We start from the raw sequence: 17,845 nt of genomic DNA, 5'->3' as shown, positions 1-17,845 counted from the left end.
TGGGATTTGTCGAGAATTCTTCCTTGCATTTAACTTCTTGTTATTCAATTAAAATTGATGGATTAGATCCTTTTTATCAGAGTGTGTAAAGTTTCCTCATCTTTTACAACAGGCCGGTACCTTATCTATCTCAAATTGGTTATAATGGGGAAAAAACAAAAAAGGGACATCATGAGTTTACTGGATCACCAAAATCCGAAAAATCGAAAGTTTGTGATAGATAAGATTTTCCATCCTTTAGATGTTCATTTTGATACCAATTCTTTATCGGCGTGACTGTCTTATTATTATTCAGTCCATGTGAAAGGGTCGCCTGAAAAAACGGAGCAAGCTAAAAAGAATGACTTAGCGAAATCCATCAATTTTTTCCAAAGAGAAGTAGGGCATGACTTATAGGAAACAACGCCAAATTGAGAAAGTATTGAGCCGTCAATTTTTAACCGGTTTCGGCTCGGTTCGGGCTATGCCACCGATTTTTCGGATAGGCTCTCTATAAATCCGTCATTTAAAATTTAAAACACTATAGTCATTATGCATCCGCTCATTGTTTAGTCTATTCTGATTAATAATGGGACAGGGAGATAATATAATGATTCCAGTAGAAATAGAAAAGCTATATCAACATTGGGGAACAAAAAATAACGATAAAGCCCCAATTAAAGACCAAGTAGTACTTGCCTATAGAGCGCAGCTGAAACAAGAGTTAGAACGCCTAGATACTATAAGCAATAGCGTAGAGTACTACGAACAATTAAGTAAATTTCTCACGGATAATTGGCAACTCACTAAGAACACGGTATTAAGTTACAATAATACTCCTGATAGTGAAGAAACTAAGCTCTGTATTGCATTAGCCGAATCTTTAGCTGTCCACGAGAACCAGCATTTAAAGCCGAGTCAACCACGTAAAACACCATTTGATTATTTAATGCCTGGAGTAAAGCTTGATACCGTTGATGAGCTACGTCAGGTGCGTATCGCTTCTTTAACAGAGGAAAATTTACAGCTGGAACAAGCATTGAATAGAGTATTGGAGGGCAAGGCGACCTTTACAAAGGAGCCTGAGAAAAGTTTGAAAGGACAACCAGAGGAGTTTCTAAGAGTTAAGTTGGCATCGATATATATCCAGAAATCCGCTATAGAAGAACAGCAAAGTATGCTAAAGAGCGGTGCTTATAATAAGCAAGGTGAATGGATCGTTCCAAACGTTTCAGTGAAATCGATACTTGAAAAAACAATGCTCAGCGATGACCAATCTCATTTGCTTTCCTGGAGTCGCTCTTTGAGCAAGCCTCTAGTTTTAACCCCCGAATTATTGAAGGACCTTAAAGTTGATATCGCTGTTAATAGTGCTAAAGCTATTAAGAGTTTCTTGCAATTACCATCTGATATGGTCAGCGAATTAGCGAAACCAGGCAATAAAATACATAAACAAATATTGGCCTTCTTTTCTCAAGAGCCTAATCCTGAGAGGCTAATGATGAGTCTTTTGGTTGGATTAGACTCAGAGCAAACTAAGATCTTTTTAAAAGTAGTTCCTTTACTGATAGGGGCTGGGATTGATTCGCCTGAGAAACAATTGGTGTCTGGTAATATGCTCTATGCTTTGGCAGAGGAAGAACAATATACAACGATAGTAGGTGAGGTGTTGGACTATTATTCGAGTTCAACGACCGAACCTAATCCAGGGCTGGATTTTGCTCATAGGCAACTCGTACTGTTACTAGAGCATGATATAGAGCGAGTCCCGAGTGTTCTTAAGGAGTTATCCTCCCGCGGTTTAATCATCCCGAGTCAAGAGGGGAAACTTGGTACACTTGAAGATGTATTATTTAGCGGTGCTCAAGAACATCATCTTCATTTATTGGATAACCTAGTTTTTCATCCGAATGTTTTAAGCCAGATCCTTGAATACGTACCTAAAGAAAATAGGATAAATTTTGTGCTACAAAAGCCCATTATAAGCCTACCGGATCAAAAGCATAAAGTTGGTCAAAATCTACTGCAAATCGCATTGAAAACAAATCCAGCATCACTAAAAACTATCCTGGAATTATTCCCCAAAAATGTACTATTAGACCTTGTTCAGAAGAACAGTAGCAAGTCCATTTTAGATCTTCCATCGAATCTTCTAAGTACCATTTTAGAAACACTCCCTATCCAAGAATCAAGAGATATGCTGGTTGAGTTAGTAGATTCATGCAAAGATAGTACTGAACGAGGTCGCACATTAGCTCATTTGGATAGTAAAATTCTTGCTAACCTGATTTCTAGTCTTGATGATGTTAAAAAATTAGAATGCATAAAAGTATCAAATGAATACCAATCAGTTGCAGAAAAAGAAGCCCTGATCGCCGCAATTGCTGCAGATACCGACAATACAAATTTTATCGAAGCACTTAAAGATCAACATCATGATTTAGCGGGTATGCATGATGCATTCGAAAGACATCGCGTTCAAAAGTTACACGAAGAAGTTTCGTTATTACATGAAGCGGTTAGCCAACTACATCAGAGTAGCAGTATTGATTTAGAGAAGATGTCATCAGAACAGAAAAATGTGCATCAGCAACATGGTGATACCCTTAAAGAGTTTACTATTAAGTTAGAAAGACAGCACGCAACGACCATCCCTCCCCAACAACATCATGATACTTTGCACGAGATGAAAAAAATGCTTCATCAAATGAAAGAGAAGATGTTGGAAACTCAAACAGAAAAAGTAGAGAAGCCAACTATTAACTCGCCAATGGGCTCCGTTTCTTAAGGACAAAATTACGGCTGTACAGTAAGCGCTAAGTGAAGTACATCTATTATCCCAATAAATAATTATAGATACTCCTCCCAAGCGCGTTGTTTCCTAACCCCATGCCCTGGAGACTTATTCAAAATTTAGGCAGATCTGTAGCTTTCAGGGATTCCCAATGAGGTCATTTTATTGATCACGCCACAGCCAATTATCGCCTCTTGTTTTTGACTAGTTATCTCTCTGACATGTAGTGAATCCCCCAGTATTTTTTGATACCGCTGCACGCCAAGCTCCGAGTAGTTTCTTCGACCATATTCCCTCTGTTTCTGCCACTGCATTCTGCCATGGTCATTGATTTCTTGAATGTTTCGATTTCTCATGGTCGCTGAATTATCACTTAAAACTGCGTTACTACGGGGAGGAATGAGCACATCCACGTTAGGTAAGTGGGCAAATAGAGCGTCATAAATAGGTGCTTCATCATAAGCACCATCACCTGAAAAATGGTCAATTGGTTCATTAATTTGCGCAAGCAATAGTTTAACTAGCTGGTCATCGTGAGTGAATCGGTCCGTTAATTCACAGGCTTCAAAGTAATGATTTTGATTAACACCCACGTGAAGTTTACACCAACTGGCTTTGCTGGATAGCTCATACTTTTCCTGGTGCCATTCGCCACGTTCGAAGCGCTTTAACCCAGTGGAGTCAATAGCTATAGCATGTACTCTATCCAGAGGCTTATCTGTTTTTTTATACTTCGGTACTTTGATTTTTAACTCTTTTAACCGCTTACTTATGCAACTGAAATTAGGGCAGGAAAGAGGAAACCCCATTAACCGAAATAGAGAATTTATAAATCCTTGGGGTTGCCGCAAAGGTAATCTATATACCTGGCGTATTTCATGACAGGCGATAATCGCAAAATCAGTGAAACGTCTTGGAGTACCTGTACCATCATAAACTCGCTCCCGTTCATACCACTGGGCGACCGCATCAGCAGACAACCGAATGGTGATATCGCCACGACGCATTAATGCGTCATTGTATTCAGACCAATTTCTTAATTTATATTTTTGCTTGGGTACATTCCACCCTTTTTTCTTGGCATATTTATCGGGCATTTACTTGGCACTATAGGGTGGTTTCTAATGGTCAACATAATAGTATTAATAATAAGTCGCCCCGAAAGTTGGTTATTTATTGGGTTAGGAAACAAAGCCGTACGGTTATTCGAGGAAAGAGCAATATTAAGGATAACCTATAAATCCAATCAAAATAATCCATCCATAAAATGATGGGTTTGTGGACGGAATATAGTAACGTCATTATTCCTATATTTTAGTTTCTAAATCGGTTCCAAATCTCTATCCTAAAATCAAAGTTTGTTTTGATTTAGAAGAATTAAGTAAATGAACTCTAACGAGAAGCGTTGAGTAGATAATAAGATATTAAAATTGTACATACAGTGATTTAAGCCTTAGTTATTGATGAGTTCAATTTGATAAATAATTATTTTCATAAGATGCTGTAAGAGTTTCTGAAATATTTAAATATTCATCTCGGACTCTTTATTTTTATAAGAGCTCCATTCATTAACGTATGTATACATTTGTTTATAGGGGGATGCCATTGATTCAACATCAGATTGAGGAGGTAAATCTTCAGTCCAGCCATAATGAATGGAGACTAAAGATTTATCGATTTCTTTTTTATTTGATAAATAATCACCCCTTACCCCATTAAAAATGAATAGAAATTGTAAAATACAGCCAATAACATTGGGTGAGATATTGCATAAGCATTTTCGAGATTCATTGTGCAAAATTTTCCCATCATATTTTTGGTAATTTTCTATACCATAAAAAAATCGATAATCGTCGATATTTTTCATTAAATTATATAATCCTAATGAAAAAGCATTAAGTTCCACACAATATAGCTGTCTAAATTCAAAATTACTTATTTTTATAGCAATATTATGAAAAGCAGCTAATTGTTCGATTAGAATACTCCAAGTAGATGCATCATTATTTTTGTTAAATGACAGTTCTGTAAGTTGTTTAATTATTTCTTTCATTTGAGGGATAACTTTTTGAAATAGCATTTCATCGGTTCTAATTTGTTCTGCTTTTTTCAAGTGCCAAAGGTTAAAAACCCCCAACCCTGCACTTATGAGAATTCCTACTGTTGTTATCCATTTATTATTAAAATGGGCTAAAAAAAAATTTTTAATCTCACCGAAAATATTTAAATCCATTAGTCAAAATTCCTTTTAATTAGCTTTCTGTTTGGATCTGGGTCATACCCAATTGATTATAAAATGAAAATATAAAACTTATTCTAAATAAATTTTTAATTCGATCTAGTCTGACCCATTGATTATAACTGATTGATTACTATTTATTTTCATTGTATTTTCAAAGGCACCATTGCGGCACGCAAAATTACATTACAAACAGTAAGGTATAACCACGCTTTTAATCAAGAAATGCTTTTGTCTTTTCCCAGTTGGGAACCACTTTGCTAGTCAGCAATTAGGTTGTTGGAAGCACAATCATATGCGCGAAATTGAATAATTGCCCATTAAAAACGTGCCCTCAAGCTAAAGAAATTTACATCATTTATTTTGAATATCTTTTATCCATGTCTTTGAGCAAAGCCAGATCTTTTTGTGATATTTGGGAGCTTACATTACATTTAGATAACTTATTTAACTGTCCATATTTCTTAGACAGTAGATTAAACTTTAATAAATCTATACTGATTTGATGTTTTAGATCGGTGTTAAAAAAAATAAGAATATTTTTAGTTTCTGTATTTAAATTTTTTTTGAGCAGAATTTCTTTTGCATTTTCAATTTGGTGTTTAATAATTGGCTGTACTTCTTTAATTGACTCATTATAAACCTTTGATAGACATTCTACATATTGTCTAACACATAATGTTAAATTGATATGAATTGAATCTGGAGGTAATATTGAGATTTTAAATTTTTTATTCAACCTCAATCGTTCAGTGTCAACAAAAGGCATGACTGTTGTTATTGAATTCCCGGAAATCGAGGCGCTATTGAATTTTAAAATATCGAGAGGATCATCTGAATGCTGGGTTGAATTTCTCAAAGCTTCTATAAGGCGATAACTAAAAAACTTATCGTAATAAAAATGAGTTCTTTTGGTAAAATAATCGTTATTTATTATTCGTTTTATTAATGAATGACCTTTATCTATAAAAGCCTTACTTGTAGAAAATAGATTAATTAATTTTAAATTTATTTTCCTAATGTTCTCTTCGATAACTGCTCTATCATAAGGATAAGTTTGATATAAAAGGGAAGCTTTATATAATTCCAATTCAAAATCAACGTAATTTTGTATTAAATAATCCATATTAAATAAGAACGACCTGTTCGAATTAATCAATCGACGAATTTTAATCAGTTCTTTTAGCTCCTTCTCAGATAGTGCTTCTACTTTTTGTTGATTAAAATAATTTTCATTAGTAGTTATCCAATACATAATAAATTCCCTTTAATGTTAATTTTAAGTATGGACTAAGAATAAAAACTATTTGTTCCATTTTTGTAATAAAAGATTATTCTAGGTAGGCTATGAATAATTTAATTATTTTAAAACCTGTTTTTATACAAATTGAGTACACTCTTTTGATAGAAAACATGAATCCATAAAACCGTTTCAATTAAGGGTATTTATAAAATATTTGGCGTAGGAAAGACCACACTTTATAAATATATTAATGGTTAGTGTTCGGCAAAAGAAGTTACAAATGATGTTTTTTGAGCCAGGTTTTAGAGGTTAAGGTTAGACTTCAGTTAAGCACCTAATCTCTTAACCATAACACTATCTGGTACAGCTAGCTTGATAGAATAGTATACAAGTCTATAATTTAACTACTTTCAAAGGACTTGAAAACAAGTTTGTGAAAAAATCATGGACATAGATACTGTAATTTTATCCCAAAGTGCTCAATTTTATAAACCTAGAGAAGGTGTATTTTTTAATGATCTTAATATTAAAGAAATTCTTGATACTGCTTCAAGCAATAAGAAATTGGAAGCTGATTTCCTGATTGATAAATTTAGGGCTGCACATAGATGTAATGGAATAAACTGTAAAGTTTCAATTCGGGTGTTTTTGACAGAAAAAAAAGTATTTTTTCTTGATGATTCTCAATTGAAGGATCAAATTTATGCTTTTATCGTACTGATAGAAGTTAACGATTATTTAGTTATTCTTAAAAAAAGCTGTTCTTCATTTAAGACAACTTTAGAACGGTATTTTAGAAATATCGAGTATAAAAAAATGGTAGATATGATTGGGAATACATCCTCTTTTAAAAAGCTGTCTTTACGTAATATGAGTATATCTAATAAGGCACTTCGATCCAGAAGTTATGAAGCGAGTGATCTAATAGGAGTATTGTCAACCCACTCAGCAGGTAGTTCGATTCCATATTATTTTAAAATAGCGGAAAAGGGTAGCGTAAAATCAGTTACAACTAGTTCAAGTAGAGTTACTGAGTATTCCACGAGAAAAACTTTGGATGAAATTGTTTTCTGGGCTAATGAACAAACGAAATTTTTGGATCAAGGAAGAACGAATAATTTTTTAAAAACCTTCGCCAAACCTATTGAAATTGCTCAAGTATTAGAGATTTCAAACCCTTCTGCGATTTTGATTGAAACGGATGCATTGTTTGATGCTCTGAGAGAGGAAGATAGTGAAATTTTTCATATTAACAAAGACTCTAAAGTTATCGCCAAAATCACTCCAAGATTATACGACATATTAAAGCGTAAATTAAGTAAGGTTTATGAAATCGAAAATGATGTCGTAAAAGGGGTTAGATCAACTAAAATCAACAGGAATAAAGGTACACTTTCATTTGATTCATTTCCATTGCATAGGTTTAAAATCAAGAAGGAAGATAAACTTGACTCATTACAGCGTTATATAATTAATAAAGGTTTATTTACAATTTGTTTTGATGACCCAAAATACATGTACTATATGAATTTTTGTTTTGAAAATGTATCTGGTATTTCTGAAATTAATAGTATATTAGAAATTTTTAGTCCTACCCAAGACCTTCAAAAAGCCACAACTGAAAAAGGTGAGGTAAAATCAAATTCTACATCCTTTGACGAAAACTCAGTCTTTTCGATTGTAGAGAACATATATATAAATGAAGATTATCTCTTTTGTGATGACCTCGGAACTGAGTGGGCTGATCACATTAGTTTTAACTCATCAAATCCTAGTATTAATTTCATACACTCAAAATATGGCAAAGAAAGTACTTCAGCCTCAAATCTTCATGAAGTGGTAGGCCAAGCAATAAAGAATCTTGGAAACATGTACTTTTCGCCCGAAGGTTTTATAAATCAAAAAAAGGCAAAATTTATTAAAAAATATAAAGATTCGAAATCATGTATCGCAAGAGTAAGACGTGGAGATTTAAAACTTGTAAAAGAATATTTGATAAATATTCAAAAACGCCCTCAATTATATAGGAATTGTATATTAGTTTGTTCTTTTTTATCCTATCAAGAACTAAAGACTAATTTTAATAAAATACAGAAAAAAGAAAAGGTTAGAGGGCACATCATGCAACTTTTGTGGATTATCTCTTCCTTTGTCCATGCAACTAAGGAAATGAATATTATCCCCAAAATAATTTGTAAACCATAAATGTAAAGACTCGCCTATAGCATCTTTTAATGTTAAAGAGCAACATGATACTGGATATATCGAGAAAGTAATACTTTGTTTGCGTTGTAGTTTTTGCAACCGAGTCTGTTATTCAATCTACACTCCCTAGTTCTGTTAGGCTCTAATTAGATTAATTTCGAAATTTATTTGATTTCCTTTTACTTGCAAATTTTCGGCACCAATCAACTCCAAATATTCTACGTTCACAGTCTCTGGACTACTAATATCTGCGTACATGAAGAGACTCGAAGGTGGTAGACTTAATTTGGAAATATCTAAATTAATACAAATATTATTGTCGTTATGGATTATTCTTGTTTCACCCAAGTTGAAATTTTGTATATAGGCTCCTTGCTCGCTGTTACTAGGATCTTTGTAAATCAAAACCTGTGGAATACGGAGTGGTAATTCTTCTAAGACTACAAGACAGTCAATATGTACTCTTTTCACCAATTTGCCGGATAGAATAAATTTCTCAATAGCTAAATTTGCTTGATAGTGAGTTGTTTTCCCTAGCTTTTCACGTAAAGTTAAACCGCTGTTATCTTTAATGTTAAAATGAGTTGTTAATAGATTATGAAGATATGGATGTTTTTTCAGTTCGTCCATTACAGTTAATTTATTTAGACTCTCTAAATCATTGCTATCGAAAAACAAATCTAGTTTAAAATTAATAAACCTCCAGTAAAATAATGAAAGTTTTATAGGCCTAGACCATGTAAGAATTTCATTGCTTGATAACTCATCAACGTTTCTTAAATTTATGCCAAATTGCTTTGCTTTGGCAATGGCCCCTTTTGTAAATCCAGACGATGAAACAGCAATTATTGCATGAGCCCTAAGACTTAGTTGTCTTCCAATAAGTTCTTCTATCCATTTGACATCCTGTGGAGCTTTATGCAAACGACATTCAATTAGGGTTTTAAGATTGTCCTTTCTTACTAAAACATCAATTTGGCGTTGCTGAGAAGGATTATCGGGATCAGCAATTTTTTCATTCCACGTGACTTCAGCTTTATCTCCTTCAAGAAGAGTGGTAATTTGGGACACCATTATTTCAAAGTTTTCAGCATCAGAATATTCATTATTTCTTTGATTCATTGATATTTATTACCCTATAAGTTGTTTCGATAATTTTATGTACTTATATAAAGTGGGTTTTGATATCCCCATTAAATCGCATATTTGTTTGATACTGTGATTTTTTTGATTATAGATTTCAATTGCTAGTTTAGCTTTGTCCATAGAAAGCTTTTTTGGTCGACCACCTTTTCTACCTCTTGCTCTTGCCGCTTGTAGTCCAGCATGAGTTCTTTCACGAATTAGATTTCGTTCAAATTCTGCTAATGCGCCAAATATATGAAAAATTAGTTTTCCTGAACTAGAGGATGTATCAATTGATTCATGTAGGCTTCTCAATCCAATTTTTTTAGAATCGAGTAAAGCGACCATTTCGATTAAGTCTTTCAGCGATCTACTTAGCCGGTCTAGACGCCAAACAACAATTACATCCCCACTGCGAGCAAATTGTAAAGTTGCATCTAAACCTGGGCGCTGAATTTTACTTCCTGTCATTTGATCATCAAAAATTCGTTCGCATCCGGCATTTTTTAAAGCATCATGCTGTAAGTTTAAATTTTGATCGTCAGTAGAAACTCGGGCATATCCGATTAGCATAATATGGTTTTGTAGTTAAATATCTCGATAAAATAAATAATAAATTAACATAGAATAATTTACCATATTTATTTACCATCATTAGTTCAAAAATATGAAGTTTTTTAGTGAAATTAGAAAAGTAAAATAAACCCCCGTTTTATTTCCTAAGAACTATAATTAAATTATTCAAATGATAACGGTCTTTCTATGGAATGGATTTTAGGAAAGGTAGAACCCCATCAATATCTCTTAGAGTATCCTAAAGATGAGCAATTATTGTTCAAAATTATGACGATTGAGAATTTTTACGCTCTGTGTTAGGAAGGTATTTATATTTTAATCGAGTTGATAATTATAAAGATTTTAAAGGGGCTGATTTAAGTGATGGTGAGCAGCTTTCAAATGACCGTGCTGTTAATGCCAATGGAATATTTGAAAATGACCCAACTTATACTGCTGAAAAATATTATGATACAGCACGTAGCAGAACATATGCTTGTTGCTTCTCCTTAGAAAATTCAGATTTTATTTGGAGAAATTATGGCAAACATGGGAAAAAAGGAAAAGTTTGCTTGGTTTTTATTTTTTTAAAATTAAGAGAACAATTAAATCAAATTTTTAAATCAGGAAAGATTTTGATAGGTGGAAAGAGTATTAAGCAAATATTTGATATAAATTATGGAATTATAAAATACATCAAAAAGTCTGAAATTATAAGTACAGAATCGCGTAACCCTATAGAATAGGGCTATTTTAAAGACCATAAATATAAGAAAGAAAAGGAATTAAGAGTTTCTTTGAGCGCATTAGGTTTGGGACATTATGTGCTAAATAGTGGAGAAAAGATAACTTTTCCTCCAGGGGTTCAGGTTGAGTTTGATTATAAAGCTGCCTTAGAGAATGGAGCAATCTTAAAGATTTTAACCTACAAAGAAAATGTATTTAACTGTATTCCTTGATCAATAAATTCATCGTTATGTTATCTATAATTGACAGTACACCCAAAAAGGTGTGCTATTTGAAATAAAAGAGATTTATTGTGATCACAGAAGTCCAAATTACAAAGAGTGCTTTGAAGGATTTAAAAAGGACTCCATTATATATTTTCGAGCATGGCTTGTTGCAGTAAATAAAGCGGGGCTTGAAGAAACAAGAAAACGTCCTGGCTGGCATGATGAACCTCTTTTAGGTAATCGCAAAGGGCAACGCTCTATTCGATTAAATAAACAATTGCGAGCTATTTATATAATTAAAAGTAATGGAACAATTGAATTTGTAGAAGTTATGGAGGTAATGCCACATGAATACTAAACCTAATGACGCATTAAATGCTTTAGATGCAACCAAAGATATTTGGAATGAGATGACCTTTGGTAGCTTGATTCATTCATTGCGTATAAGTGATGAAATAACGCAAGTTGAATTAGCAAAGAGAGTAGGGGTTTCTAAACAATTCTTAAGTGATGTGGAGCATAATAGGAAAGATGTTGGGATTGCATTTGCAAAAAAAATTTCTGATGCTCTTGGGTACTCTATAGAGCCTTTAATTGAGCTACTTATACGAGATCAGCTGAGACGCCAACATTTAAATTATATAGTTGAACTTAAACATGCATCTTGATTAAATAATTAATTAAAACTGCACAAGGGAATGAAAGTGGGTAAAAGAAACTGTATAAATGGTTCTAATTATTATTTATTTCACAAGCAGAAATCCTGACATGATAAATAATAATATGCAAGTAATGATAACAAACCAAAAATGTAAGGTTTCTGCAAGTTTGCAGAAACCTCACCGAAGATCTAATAATATAGCTTGGAAAGGGCTCGTATTGTTTTTCTCTATATAGAAATCCATATAAGTTATCTCAAGTGTCTATAATATTAATATATTAAGTTTGTTTTTAATGAAGCTGGCCATGAAAGCCCTTAATAATATGAAAGTGTATACTTCCTATTTAGGGAGTCTCTATCAACATATTTTCGTAAATACTCCTATATTTTGCTGGGGCTACTTCTACTATGATTTGAGTGGGCGTTGTCTGCAGTTAATGTCTGATAAGCCACTTTTAGAGGCATTCTTTAAAAATGATTTATTTATTAATCAAATTTTAAGTAATGATATCAATCCGAAAGAATTTTATGCCTCAGATATTATACATGATGAAATGTTGGAAAATTCAATCAAAAAGACTTTAGTTGATCAAAAATATACTTATTTTTTTGACATTGCCTATAATCATGAAAATTATACAGAAGTTTATACTTTTGCATCAATTTCCAGTGCCCATAAATCCAATAATTTTATTCTTAACAACATTGATATCCTAAAAGTTATTAGTCAAGATCTTGCAACGCGCAGCAGGCGATTATTAACTAAAGACAATACCCTAATATTGCCTCAAGATTTTATAATTGAAATAAATTCAAAAAAAGCAGCATCGCGTATACCCGATAATTCTTTAAATTTAAAAAAAATGATTTTAGAGCGACAAAGGAGTTCGTCAAAACTAAAAGAAATGGTAAATGATAACGTTTTCGATTTTAATAATCTGCCCTTTAACTTTATGTCGGCAAAACAATTGACCTTAAAAGAGAAAGAAGTTGTTTATCTCTATTATCATGGTTTTAATGTACATCGTATTGCTGATATATTGGATATATCGAAACGAACAGTGGATAAACATTTCGAAAATATCAAGAGAAAACTTGATTGTGATAGCATAGGCCAAATAATTCCTATATTGATGCGATCTAACATTTCTATAAATCAATTCATACAAAGTTCTTAAATTCAAAGGAGAAAACAAGCACTCCCCCCCTTAAAAGAAGTGAAATAACCTATTACATACCCTAAAGTAAATCGCAATCGGGGAAAATCTGCATACGTTCATTTTAATTATCCAGACAAATAGCACGATGGGAAACATTCAAACTTATTTTCTGACATCTCCAATACCAAAATCTATTCTATTGATTCTGTAAGTTCCGGAAATGCAATTTTGAGAAATACACCTTAATAATTGGTTAATATATGAACAATATAATTTCTCTTACCTGTTATTACAATTTGAATTAGGAGATTATCATGCCTAAGAGATCAAAACCCCAAATAGATCCAGCAATCTATGATCAAAAAGACTTTGAACTGATAAAAGCTCAAAGTACGCTCTTTAAAGCCAGTCAGGAGAAAGTTAGAGATTCTTTTCGCCGTTTCTTTACCTCCGGAAGCTCAGATCCCTACGAGCCTAAAAAACGAGGTTATGCGGGTGAGCACGCGGATACCGAGCTTGAGCAAATTAATAATGAAGTTAAAGCTATATCTAGAGCAGTCATGAGATACCCTAACGATGAAGTTAAAGAGCAACTCTATCGAATTCATGAAAAATTGAAATATCAGTTTGCAGGGCGTAGTGTTGAAGGAATTGAATGGCTTCTTGGTGGTGCAAGTGCAATGGCTCGTGGTGGATTTAAAAATGCCCAAAATTTTAAAAATTTTCTAAACACAGATCCTAAAAAAATCTCACCGAGCCGCCTTATTACAGGTATAGAAAGCGTACTCACAGCGATAGGATACCGAATGATAAATGCAGATTGGGCTATAGCACCCTTTGATCCTTTAAATGACCCGATGAGTACAGAAGAACAAAAACTTATGCAGCATACAGTGATAGGACTGAGAGATTACGTAAGCGCTATAAAGGATTTTGAGGATAAACACCATTTGGTTGACAGTATAAATGCCGTATATAAGAACCGCTGGTTTGATGATGTTGGACAGGCTACGATTTATGATGCTCAAGATATAATTCAGAATGCAGTAGATGTATCAGAGGCATCTGAAGCAGACCAAGAAGATTTATTGCCGCAAACTCCCTTACCTGAGCGGAAATTCCAAAGATATAATGACGGTACAAATTTATCCTGGATAGGTGCTGCAGATGAAAGCAATGTTCCTGTTCGAGCCCACACATCAGGAACAGCCCCGCTTACTCTTGCAGCAATGGATGCAGTACTGAGTTCCCAAGGAGGACCAGATTATTCCCATGACACACAAGACAGAGATAAGCTTCGGACTCTAGCTGGTGCATTGATTATTCCAACATTTCTTAGAGGAGATTTTCATTCTATTGCTGAAACCTACGCAGGAGTTGAATATTATGTTGAAGCAAGGAGTAAAAAAGCAACGGGTTCTACCGTTACAATTCAACCAATTCAACCTTCTGATGCTTTTAGAGGAGCATTGAAACTAATGGGAAATGCGTGTACAACAGACAAGGTAAATGGCTCGGCTATGCCTTTACAAGCAGCTGTTAAAATTGTATCAGAAGACGTAGAGCAGTTAATACACGATCACGATGCACAACTTACAGAACAAAAAAGATCCAAAAGAATCTAAAAATTCGAAAAAAACATGTTCCAATACCTGCCTCACATCAATCCATTTGAGCAATATTACACCATAACAGCTCAAATGGATTAAATTTTACACGTAATGATACCTAAATTTTATATTCGAAATTAGACTCATAAACAGTATCTTGGTGATTACAAGAGCTGGAATGAAACATACTATAAGTAGAATAGACTGGGTTTAAAGATTCTCTTTGAGTTAGATTCGACATATATTCTATCTGTTTTTTATTCAGCTGAATTTGATAATTTATTTTTCTAGAAGAATAATAATCAACTAAAAATAAAATTATCTGATCATGTTTTTGTTGAATAGCAACCTTTAAGCTTTGAAAATGATTAGCCGCTGGATCTATACGCTCGTCTTCCAGGAGCCGCTTAAGAATAGGTACACGGTTATAGCGGGCAGCATGCTCTATAACAATAGAATTTACATTTGCCGGATCAATTCGAGGATCTCGCAGTAATACTTCTACAACATCAAAATGTCCATGTATCACAGCAAGTTGTAACGCTTGATTTGTTGTTCTTGAAGGGTTAACGGCCCATTCTATTGCCTCTCTACTATATGCAGCCGGGTTCACCCTGGAATCATTCAATAAGTGTTTAACGAGTTGAATATTTCCTAATTGAGCAGCAAGTTGGAACCCCTCATTGCAATCCAGTATCGAAAGAGCATTTTCATTTTGTTCGGATAAAAGCTCATTTATTTTCATCCAATTATTGCTTTTAATTGCTTCTAAAAATTCTTTCATTAACGACTCCTCTTGAAAATAGTAAAAATTTTACGTTCATTTTAAAAATTTTCTCTTACTGAAAAAAAGTCTCACAACTCATCTCATTCAGATTCAATGTTGTAATTTTTATATCATTATGAGAAAAACTAATTTTTCCAGGGATCATTCTTTTCCAAGAGTTTTTTTAAAATCTTTAAATGAATGGTAATGGTTGGTAATTTTGTTGATTTTATCGGTGCAAATTCATTCATATTACTTACATAATCAATATCAATCTGTAGTGCCAGTTTTTTAATCAGGGGATAGGGGGTATTTGTGCATAGCCATCTTGTTGCACTCCTCCATCCAAAGCTCCCTCTAAAATAGAAGGTATCAATTTTATTTTTAAAGAATTAAGGTTCGCTTAAACTGCCTACGCAATTATTGCAACTGGGATACTTAGAGAATGTAATGACAAATCCCAATCGCGGACTTAAACAAGTTAAAAACCTGGCGCCCGAAGATTCTTCTATTGTCGATGAGGAAAGAAAATTATTGGCAGCGAAAAGATCATCCACCTCAAACACTATTTAGTAATCTAACCCCTATTGATGTCAATAAACCATCCCAGAATCAAATATAAAGCTTAAATAAAAGAGGCGAATTCTAACGCGTTTCAATCTTACTCAATAGTTTGGAATGGATTTAGCTAAGAAACATTGGATTACATTATGATTTTCAAGCGATCATTTTTAGCACGGCAGAACACTCGATTCTTATATTTAGGCTACCTAATATTTAGAAGACAGATAAAGACCAAATAGATCTATACTTACACTTTCAGTACTATAATAAATGTCAGGACGAATCCCAATATTATCGACAATAAAAAAGTTTCAGATGCACTGAATATTCATCGTGGTTTTGGAATCGGAAAGACGGGCTCTTACAAAGAAACCGTAAAGCAGATTAAAGAAGCCAATCTGCTATTAGAAAGAACAGATGAGTATCAAAGCATACTAAAGTTGGATTAGATATTGAGCATATCTTTTCTGTTGTTGCCAAATGCAAACAACAAAAGCGTGTCCGGGGATCTCAAGTCCCAGGAACTCACTCGCCAACGCGTTAATTAATACCTCAACTTCTCCAATATTAAATATTAATGCAACCACCTGAACATCTTGAGTTCTCTCTAGTTTTTATAACATGATTATAATCAATTTTTCCCTGTGCAAATTACTCGATATCCTCTCCAGCATCCATACTTAGGATCTCGTATATAATACCGGCTAAACTATCCTCTAGAAATTCGTGGAATCCTAATTGGCTGATTTTATAAAGCGGTTTTGCAAATGCTCACTTCGATGGAGGGATCACTTTTCCTGTAGGCTCCAATAATTTACATTATATCGCTAAACTCTGTTTCACTATCTCAAATATCATAGAATATACCAAAGAGAATAGAAGCTTTCTTTTGCGTTTAAAGCTTTTTTCACTAATGGCTACTTGGGATTGAAAGTATTGGCAATCAATTTTATCCCTCTTAATGTTTGTAAAAATAATTGACGTTGTTCTTTAATTCAAAATTAACCAATTGATATTTAATTCTTAATTTATTAAGTTAGCGCCATTACGTGAAATTTTACGTTAAAACTAATTAATTATAAAATTCAAAAATTATATGTAAAGGTGCCTTGAGCGACGCAGATAGTTAGCACGCCGCTTCTTTAGATCAATGGCTGATAAAATATACTTACTACAAGCTTAATGAATCTATGGGCTCATTAATCTCCTCTGAAACAATAGTCTTGCGGGCATTTTTCATTGTTAACCCCTGAGAGAGGAAAAAAGTAATCACCCGATGCCGTTCTTGATAATCCTTAAGTTGCAGTACTTTCTGGTATTCAGGTGTTTTTCTTATATTCTCAGTACAATACAATGACGCAGATAAATTTGAGCGTAAAGCGCGCAGGGATAGGTTAAGATCCCTTTGTTGACTAGGAATATGTTCCAATGCCAAACCATATTCTTCAACGGCAGATTGACGCATATCATAATTTTCTTTCAAACGTGGAGAAGCATACTGTATTGCCCAGCCCTGTTTATTCGCTATAGCTTTAAATACTACGTCACCATCATCTTGCATCAAAGGAGAGGCAAATGCCAACGCGTTACAATCGTCTTCTACCGCAGCCAATACTGTTTTCTTGTCATTTTGAAGGGGATATACCGCCCATTTTAGTTCACTACCGCGAAAAGATACCACATGGTAAACAAGCCGTTTATCGCTTCTTACAGCTTCCGAACGATTTTGCAACATAGACAATGAATTAATCCCATCACGGAAAATCTGTACGTAGGCATTACTAAAGGCATTATAAAAATTCGTATTTACCTCTGGCATTTCGGGAAAATAAAGTCGATATAAAACCTCCCAGCCCTGATGATTATGTTTTGCAGGAAGTGCCGGTAAATCCAAATCAATCAATTTGTGATTTAAAATTCTTTCGATAGTCGCATTTTTCAATAGTTTATTCCTTATTTTAGCTTATTAATTTTACAGCGAGGAAAAAATG

14 protein-coding genes are annotated in these 17,845 nt (G+C 33.7%); 7 read left to right on the top strand and 7 right to left on the bottom strand.

The window, feature by feature from the left end; all coding sequences use genetic code 11:
- The first annotated feature begins 589 nt into the window (after window positions 1-589).
- A complete protein-coding gene (locus EKG34_RS13310; protein WP_004450356.1) occupies window positions 590-2,767 on the top strand; it encodes a hypothetical protein in 2,178 nt (725 codons plus the stop codon).
- A gap of 125 nt (window positions 2,768-2,892) precedes the next feature.
- On the opposite strand, the gene EKG34_RS13305 is transcribed toward EKG34_RS13310, so the two are convergent.
- The 3 genes from EKG34_RS13305 to EKG34_RS13295 form a co-directional block, all read right to left on the bottom strand.
- Window positions 2,893-3,870 (bottom strand): IS5-like element ISLlo3 family transposase, encoded by a 978-nt coding sequence (locus EKG34_RS13305; protein WP_004450362.1) that lies wholly within the window; start codon window positions 3,868-3,870, stop codon window positions 2,893-2,895.
- A 425-nt stretch (window positions 3,871-4,295) separates the two neighbouring features.
- The gene (locus EKG34_RS13300) at window positions 4,296-5,006 is read right to left on the bottom strand and encodes a hypothetical protein (protein ID WP_004450363.1); all 711 of its coding nucleotides are present in this window, start codon (window positions 5,004-5,006) and stop codon (window positions 4,296-4,298) included.
- A 364-nt stretch (window positions 5,007-5,370) separates the two neighbouring features.
- Window positions 5,371-6,267 carry a hypothetical protein gene (locus EKG34_RS13295; RefSeq protein WP_004450372.1) on the bottom strand — a complete coding sequence of 299 codons (897 nt, stop codon included), beginning with the start codon at window positions 6,265-6,267 and terminating at the stop codon, window positions 5,371-5,373.
- 432 nt (window positions 6,268-6,699) lie between these two features.
- On the opposite strand from EKG34_RS13295, the gene EKG34_RS13290 reads away from it, so the two are divergent.
- Entirely contained in the window at window positions 6,700-8,460 is a 1,761-nt protein-coding gene (locus EKG34_RS13290; RefSeq protein ID WP_004450374.1) for a hypothetical protein, read from the top strand.
- Between the two features lie 135 nt (window positions 8,461-8,595).
- Here the strand turns inward: EKG34_RS13290 and EKG34_RS13285 are convergent, their stop codons facing one another.
- Window positions 8,596-9,582: a restriction endonuclease gene (locus EKG34_RS13285; protein ID WP_004450376.1), complete on the bottom strand. Its 987-nt coding sequence runs from the start codon at window positions 9,580-9,582 to the stop codon at window positions 8,596-8,598.
- A 9-nt stretch (window positions 9,583-9,591) separates the two neighbouring features.
- Entirely contained in the window at window positions 9,592-10,158 is a 567-nt protein-coding gene (locus EKG34_RS13280; RefSeq protein WP_004450378.1) for a recombinase family protein, read from the bottom strand.
- Window positions 10,159-10,454: 296 nt separating this feature from the next.
- Here EKG34_RS13280 and EKG34_RS13275 point away from each other — a divergent pair, with 296 nt between their 5' ends.
- The 5 genes from EKG34_RS13275 (at window position 10,455) to EKG34_RS13255 (ending at window position 14,539) form a co-directional block, all read left to right on the top strand.
- The gene (locus tag EKG34_RS13275) at window positions 10,455-10,886 is read left to right on the top strand and encodes a hypothetical protein (protein ID WP_003631571.1); all 432 of its coding nucleotides are present in this window, start codon (window positions 10,455-10,457) and stop codon (window positions 10,884-10,886) included.
- Between the two features lie 265 nt (window positions 10,887-11,151).
- Window positions 11,152-11,451 (top strand): hypothetical protein, encoded by a 300-nt coding sequence (locus EKG34_RS13270; protein ID WP_003631574.1) that lies wholly within the window; start codon window positions 11,152-11,154, stop codon window positions 11,449-11,451.
- The gene (locus tag EKG34_RS13265) at window positions 11,441-11,761 is read left to right on the top strand and encodes a helix-turn-helix transcriptional regulator (protein ID WP_003631575.1); all 321 of its coding nucleotides are present in this window, start codon (window positions 11,441-11,443) and stop codon (window positions 11,759-11,761) included. Before EKG34_RS13270 ends, EKG34_RS13265 begins: the two co-directional genes overlap by 11 nt.
- A gap of 298 nt (window positions 11,762-12,059) precedes the next feature.
- Complete coding sequence (locus tag EKG34_RS13260) at window positions 12,060-12,932, top strand: helix-turn-helix transcriptional regulator (RefSeq protein WP_003631576.1); 873 nt, start codon at window positions 12,060-12,062, stop codon at window positions 12,930-12,932.
- A 296-nt stretch (window positions 12,933-13,228) separates the two neighbouring features.
- A complete protein-coding gene (locus EKG34_RS13255; protein WP_003631577.1) occupies window positions 13,229-14,539 on the top strand; it encodes a hypothetical protein in 1,311 nt (436 codons plus the stop codon).
- 103 nt (window positions 14,540-14,642) lie between these two features.
- On the opposite strand, the gene EKG34_RS13250 is transcribed toward EKG34_RS13255, so the two are convergent.
- Window positions 14,643-15,308: an ankyrin repeat domain-containing protein gene (locus tag EKG34_RS13250; protein WP_003631578.1), complete on the bottom strand. Its 666-nt coding sequence runs from the start codon at window positions 15,306-15,308 to the stop codon at window positions 14,643-14,645.
- A gap of 1,717 nt (window positions 15,309-17,025) precedes the next feature.
- Window positions 17,026-17,796, bottom strand: a complete 771-nt coding sequence (locus tag EKG34_RS13245; RefSeq protein ID WP_003631582.1) for a DUF4116 domain-containing protein — start codon at window positions 17,794-17,796, stop codon at window positions 17,026-17,028.
- Window positions 17,797-17,845 lie beyond the last annotated feature (49 nt).

The sequence above is a fragment of the Legionella longbeachae genome, assembly GCF_004283175.1.
GTDB classification, from domain to species: Bacteria; Pseudomonadota; Gammaproteobacteria; order Legionellales; family Legionellaceae; genus Legionella; species Legionella longbeachae.
Note: the sequence above shows the minus strand (reverse complement) of the source record. Positions and strands in the feature narration are given on the sequence as shown.

What these genes read in the sequence shown, in the direction of transcription:
- EKG34_RS13260 (WP_003631576.1), top strand. Translation starts at nt 12,060, where the DNA reads ATGAAAGCCCTTAATAATATGAAAGTGTATACTTCCTATTTAGGGAGT.
- EKG34_RS13300 (WP_004450363.1), bottom strand. Translation starts at nt 5,006, where the DNA reads ATGGATTTAAATATTTTCGGTGAGATTAAAAATTTTTTTTTAGCCCAT.
- EKG34_RS13255 (WP_003631577.1), top strand. Translation starts at nt 13,229, where the DNA reads ATGCCTAAGAGATCAAAACCCCAAATAGATCCAGCAATCTATGATCAA.
- EKG34_RS13295 (WP_004450372.1), bottom strand. Translation starts at nt 6,267, where the DNA reads ATGTATTGGATAACTACTAATGAAAATTATTTTAATCAACAAAAAGTA.
- EKG34_RS13280 (WP_004450378.1), bottom strand. Translation starts at nt 10,158, where the DNA reads ATGCTAATCGGATATGCCCGAGTTTCTACTGACGATCAAAATTTAAAC.
- EKG34_RS13265 (WP_003631575.1), top strand. Translation starts at nt 11,441, where the DNA reads ATGAATACTAAACCTAATGACGCATTAAATGCTTTAGATGCAACCAAA.
- EKG34_RS13290 (WP_004450374.1), top strand. Translation starts at nt 6,700, where the DNA reads ATGGACATAGATACTGTAATTTTATCCCAAAGTGCTCAATTTTATAAA.
- EKG34_RS13285 (WP_004450376.1), bottom strand. Translation starts at nt 9,582, where the DNA reads ATGAATCAAAGAAATAATGAATATTCTGATGCTGAAAACTTTGAAATA.
- EKG34_RS13305 (WP_004450362.1), bottom strand. Translation starts at nt 3,870, where the DNA reads ATGCCCGATAAATATGCCAAGAAAAAAGGGTGGAATGTACCCAAGCAA.
- EKG34_RS13250 (WP_003631578.1), bottom strand. Translation starts at nt 15,308, where the DNA reads ATGAAAGAATTTTTAGAAGCAATTAAAAGCAATAATTGGATGAAAATA.
- EKG34_RS13310 (WP_004450356.1), top strand. Translation starts at nt 590, where the DNA reads ATGATTCCAGTAGAAATAGAAAAGCTATATCAACATTGGGGAACAAAA.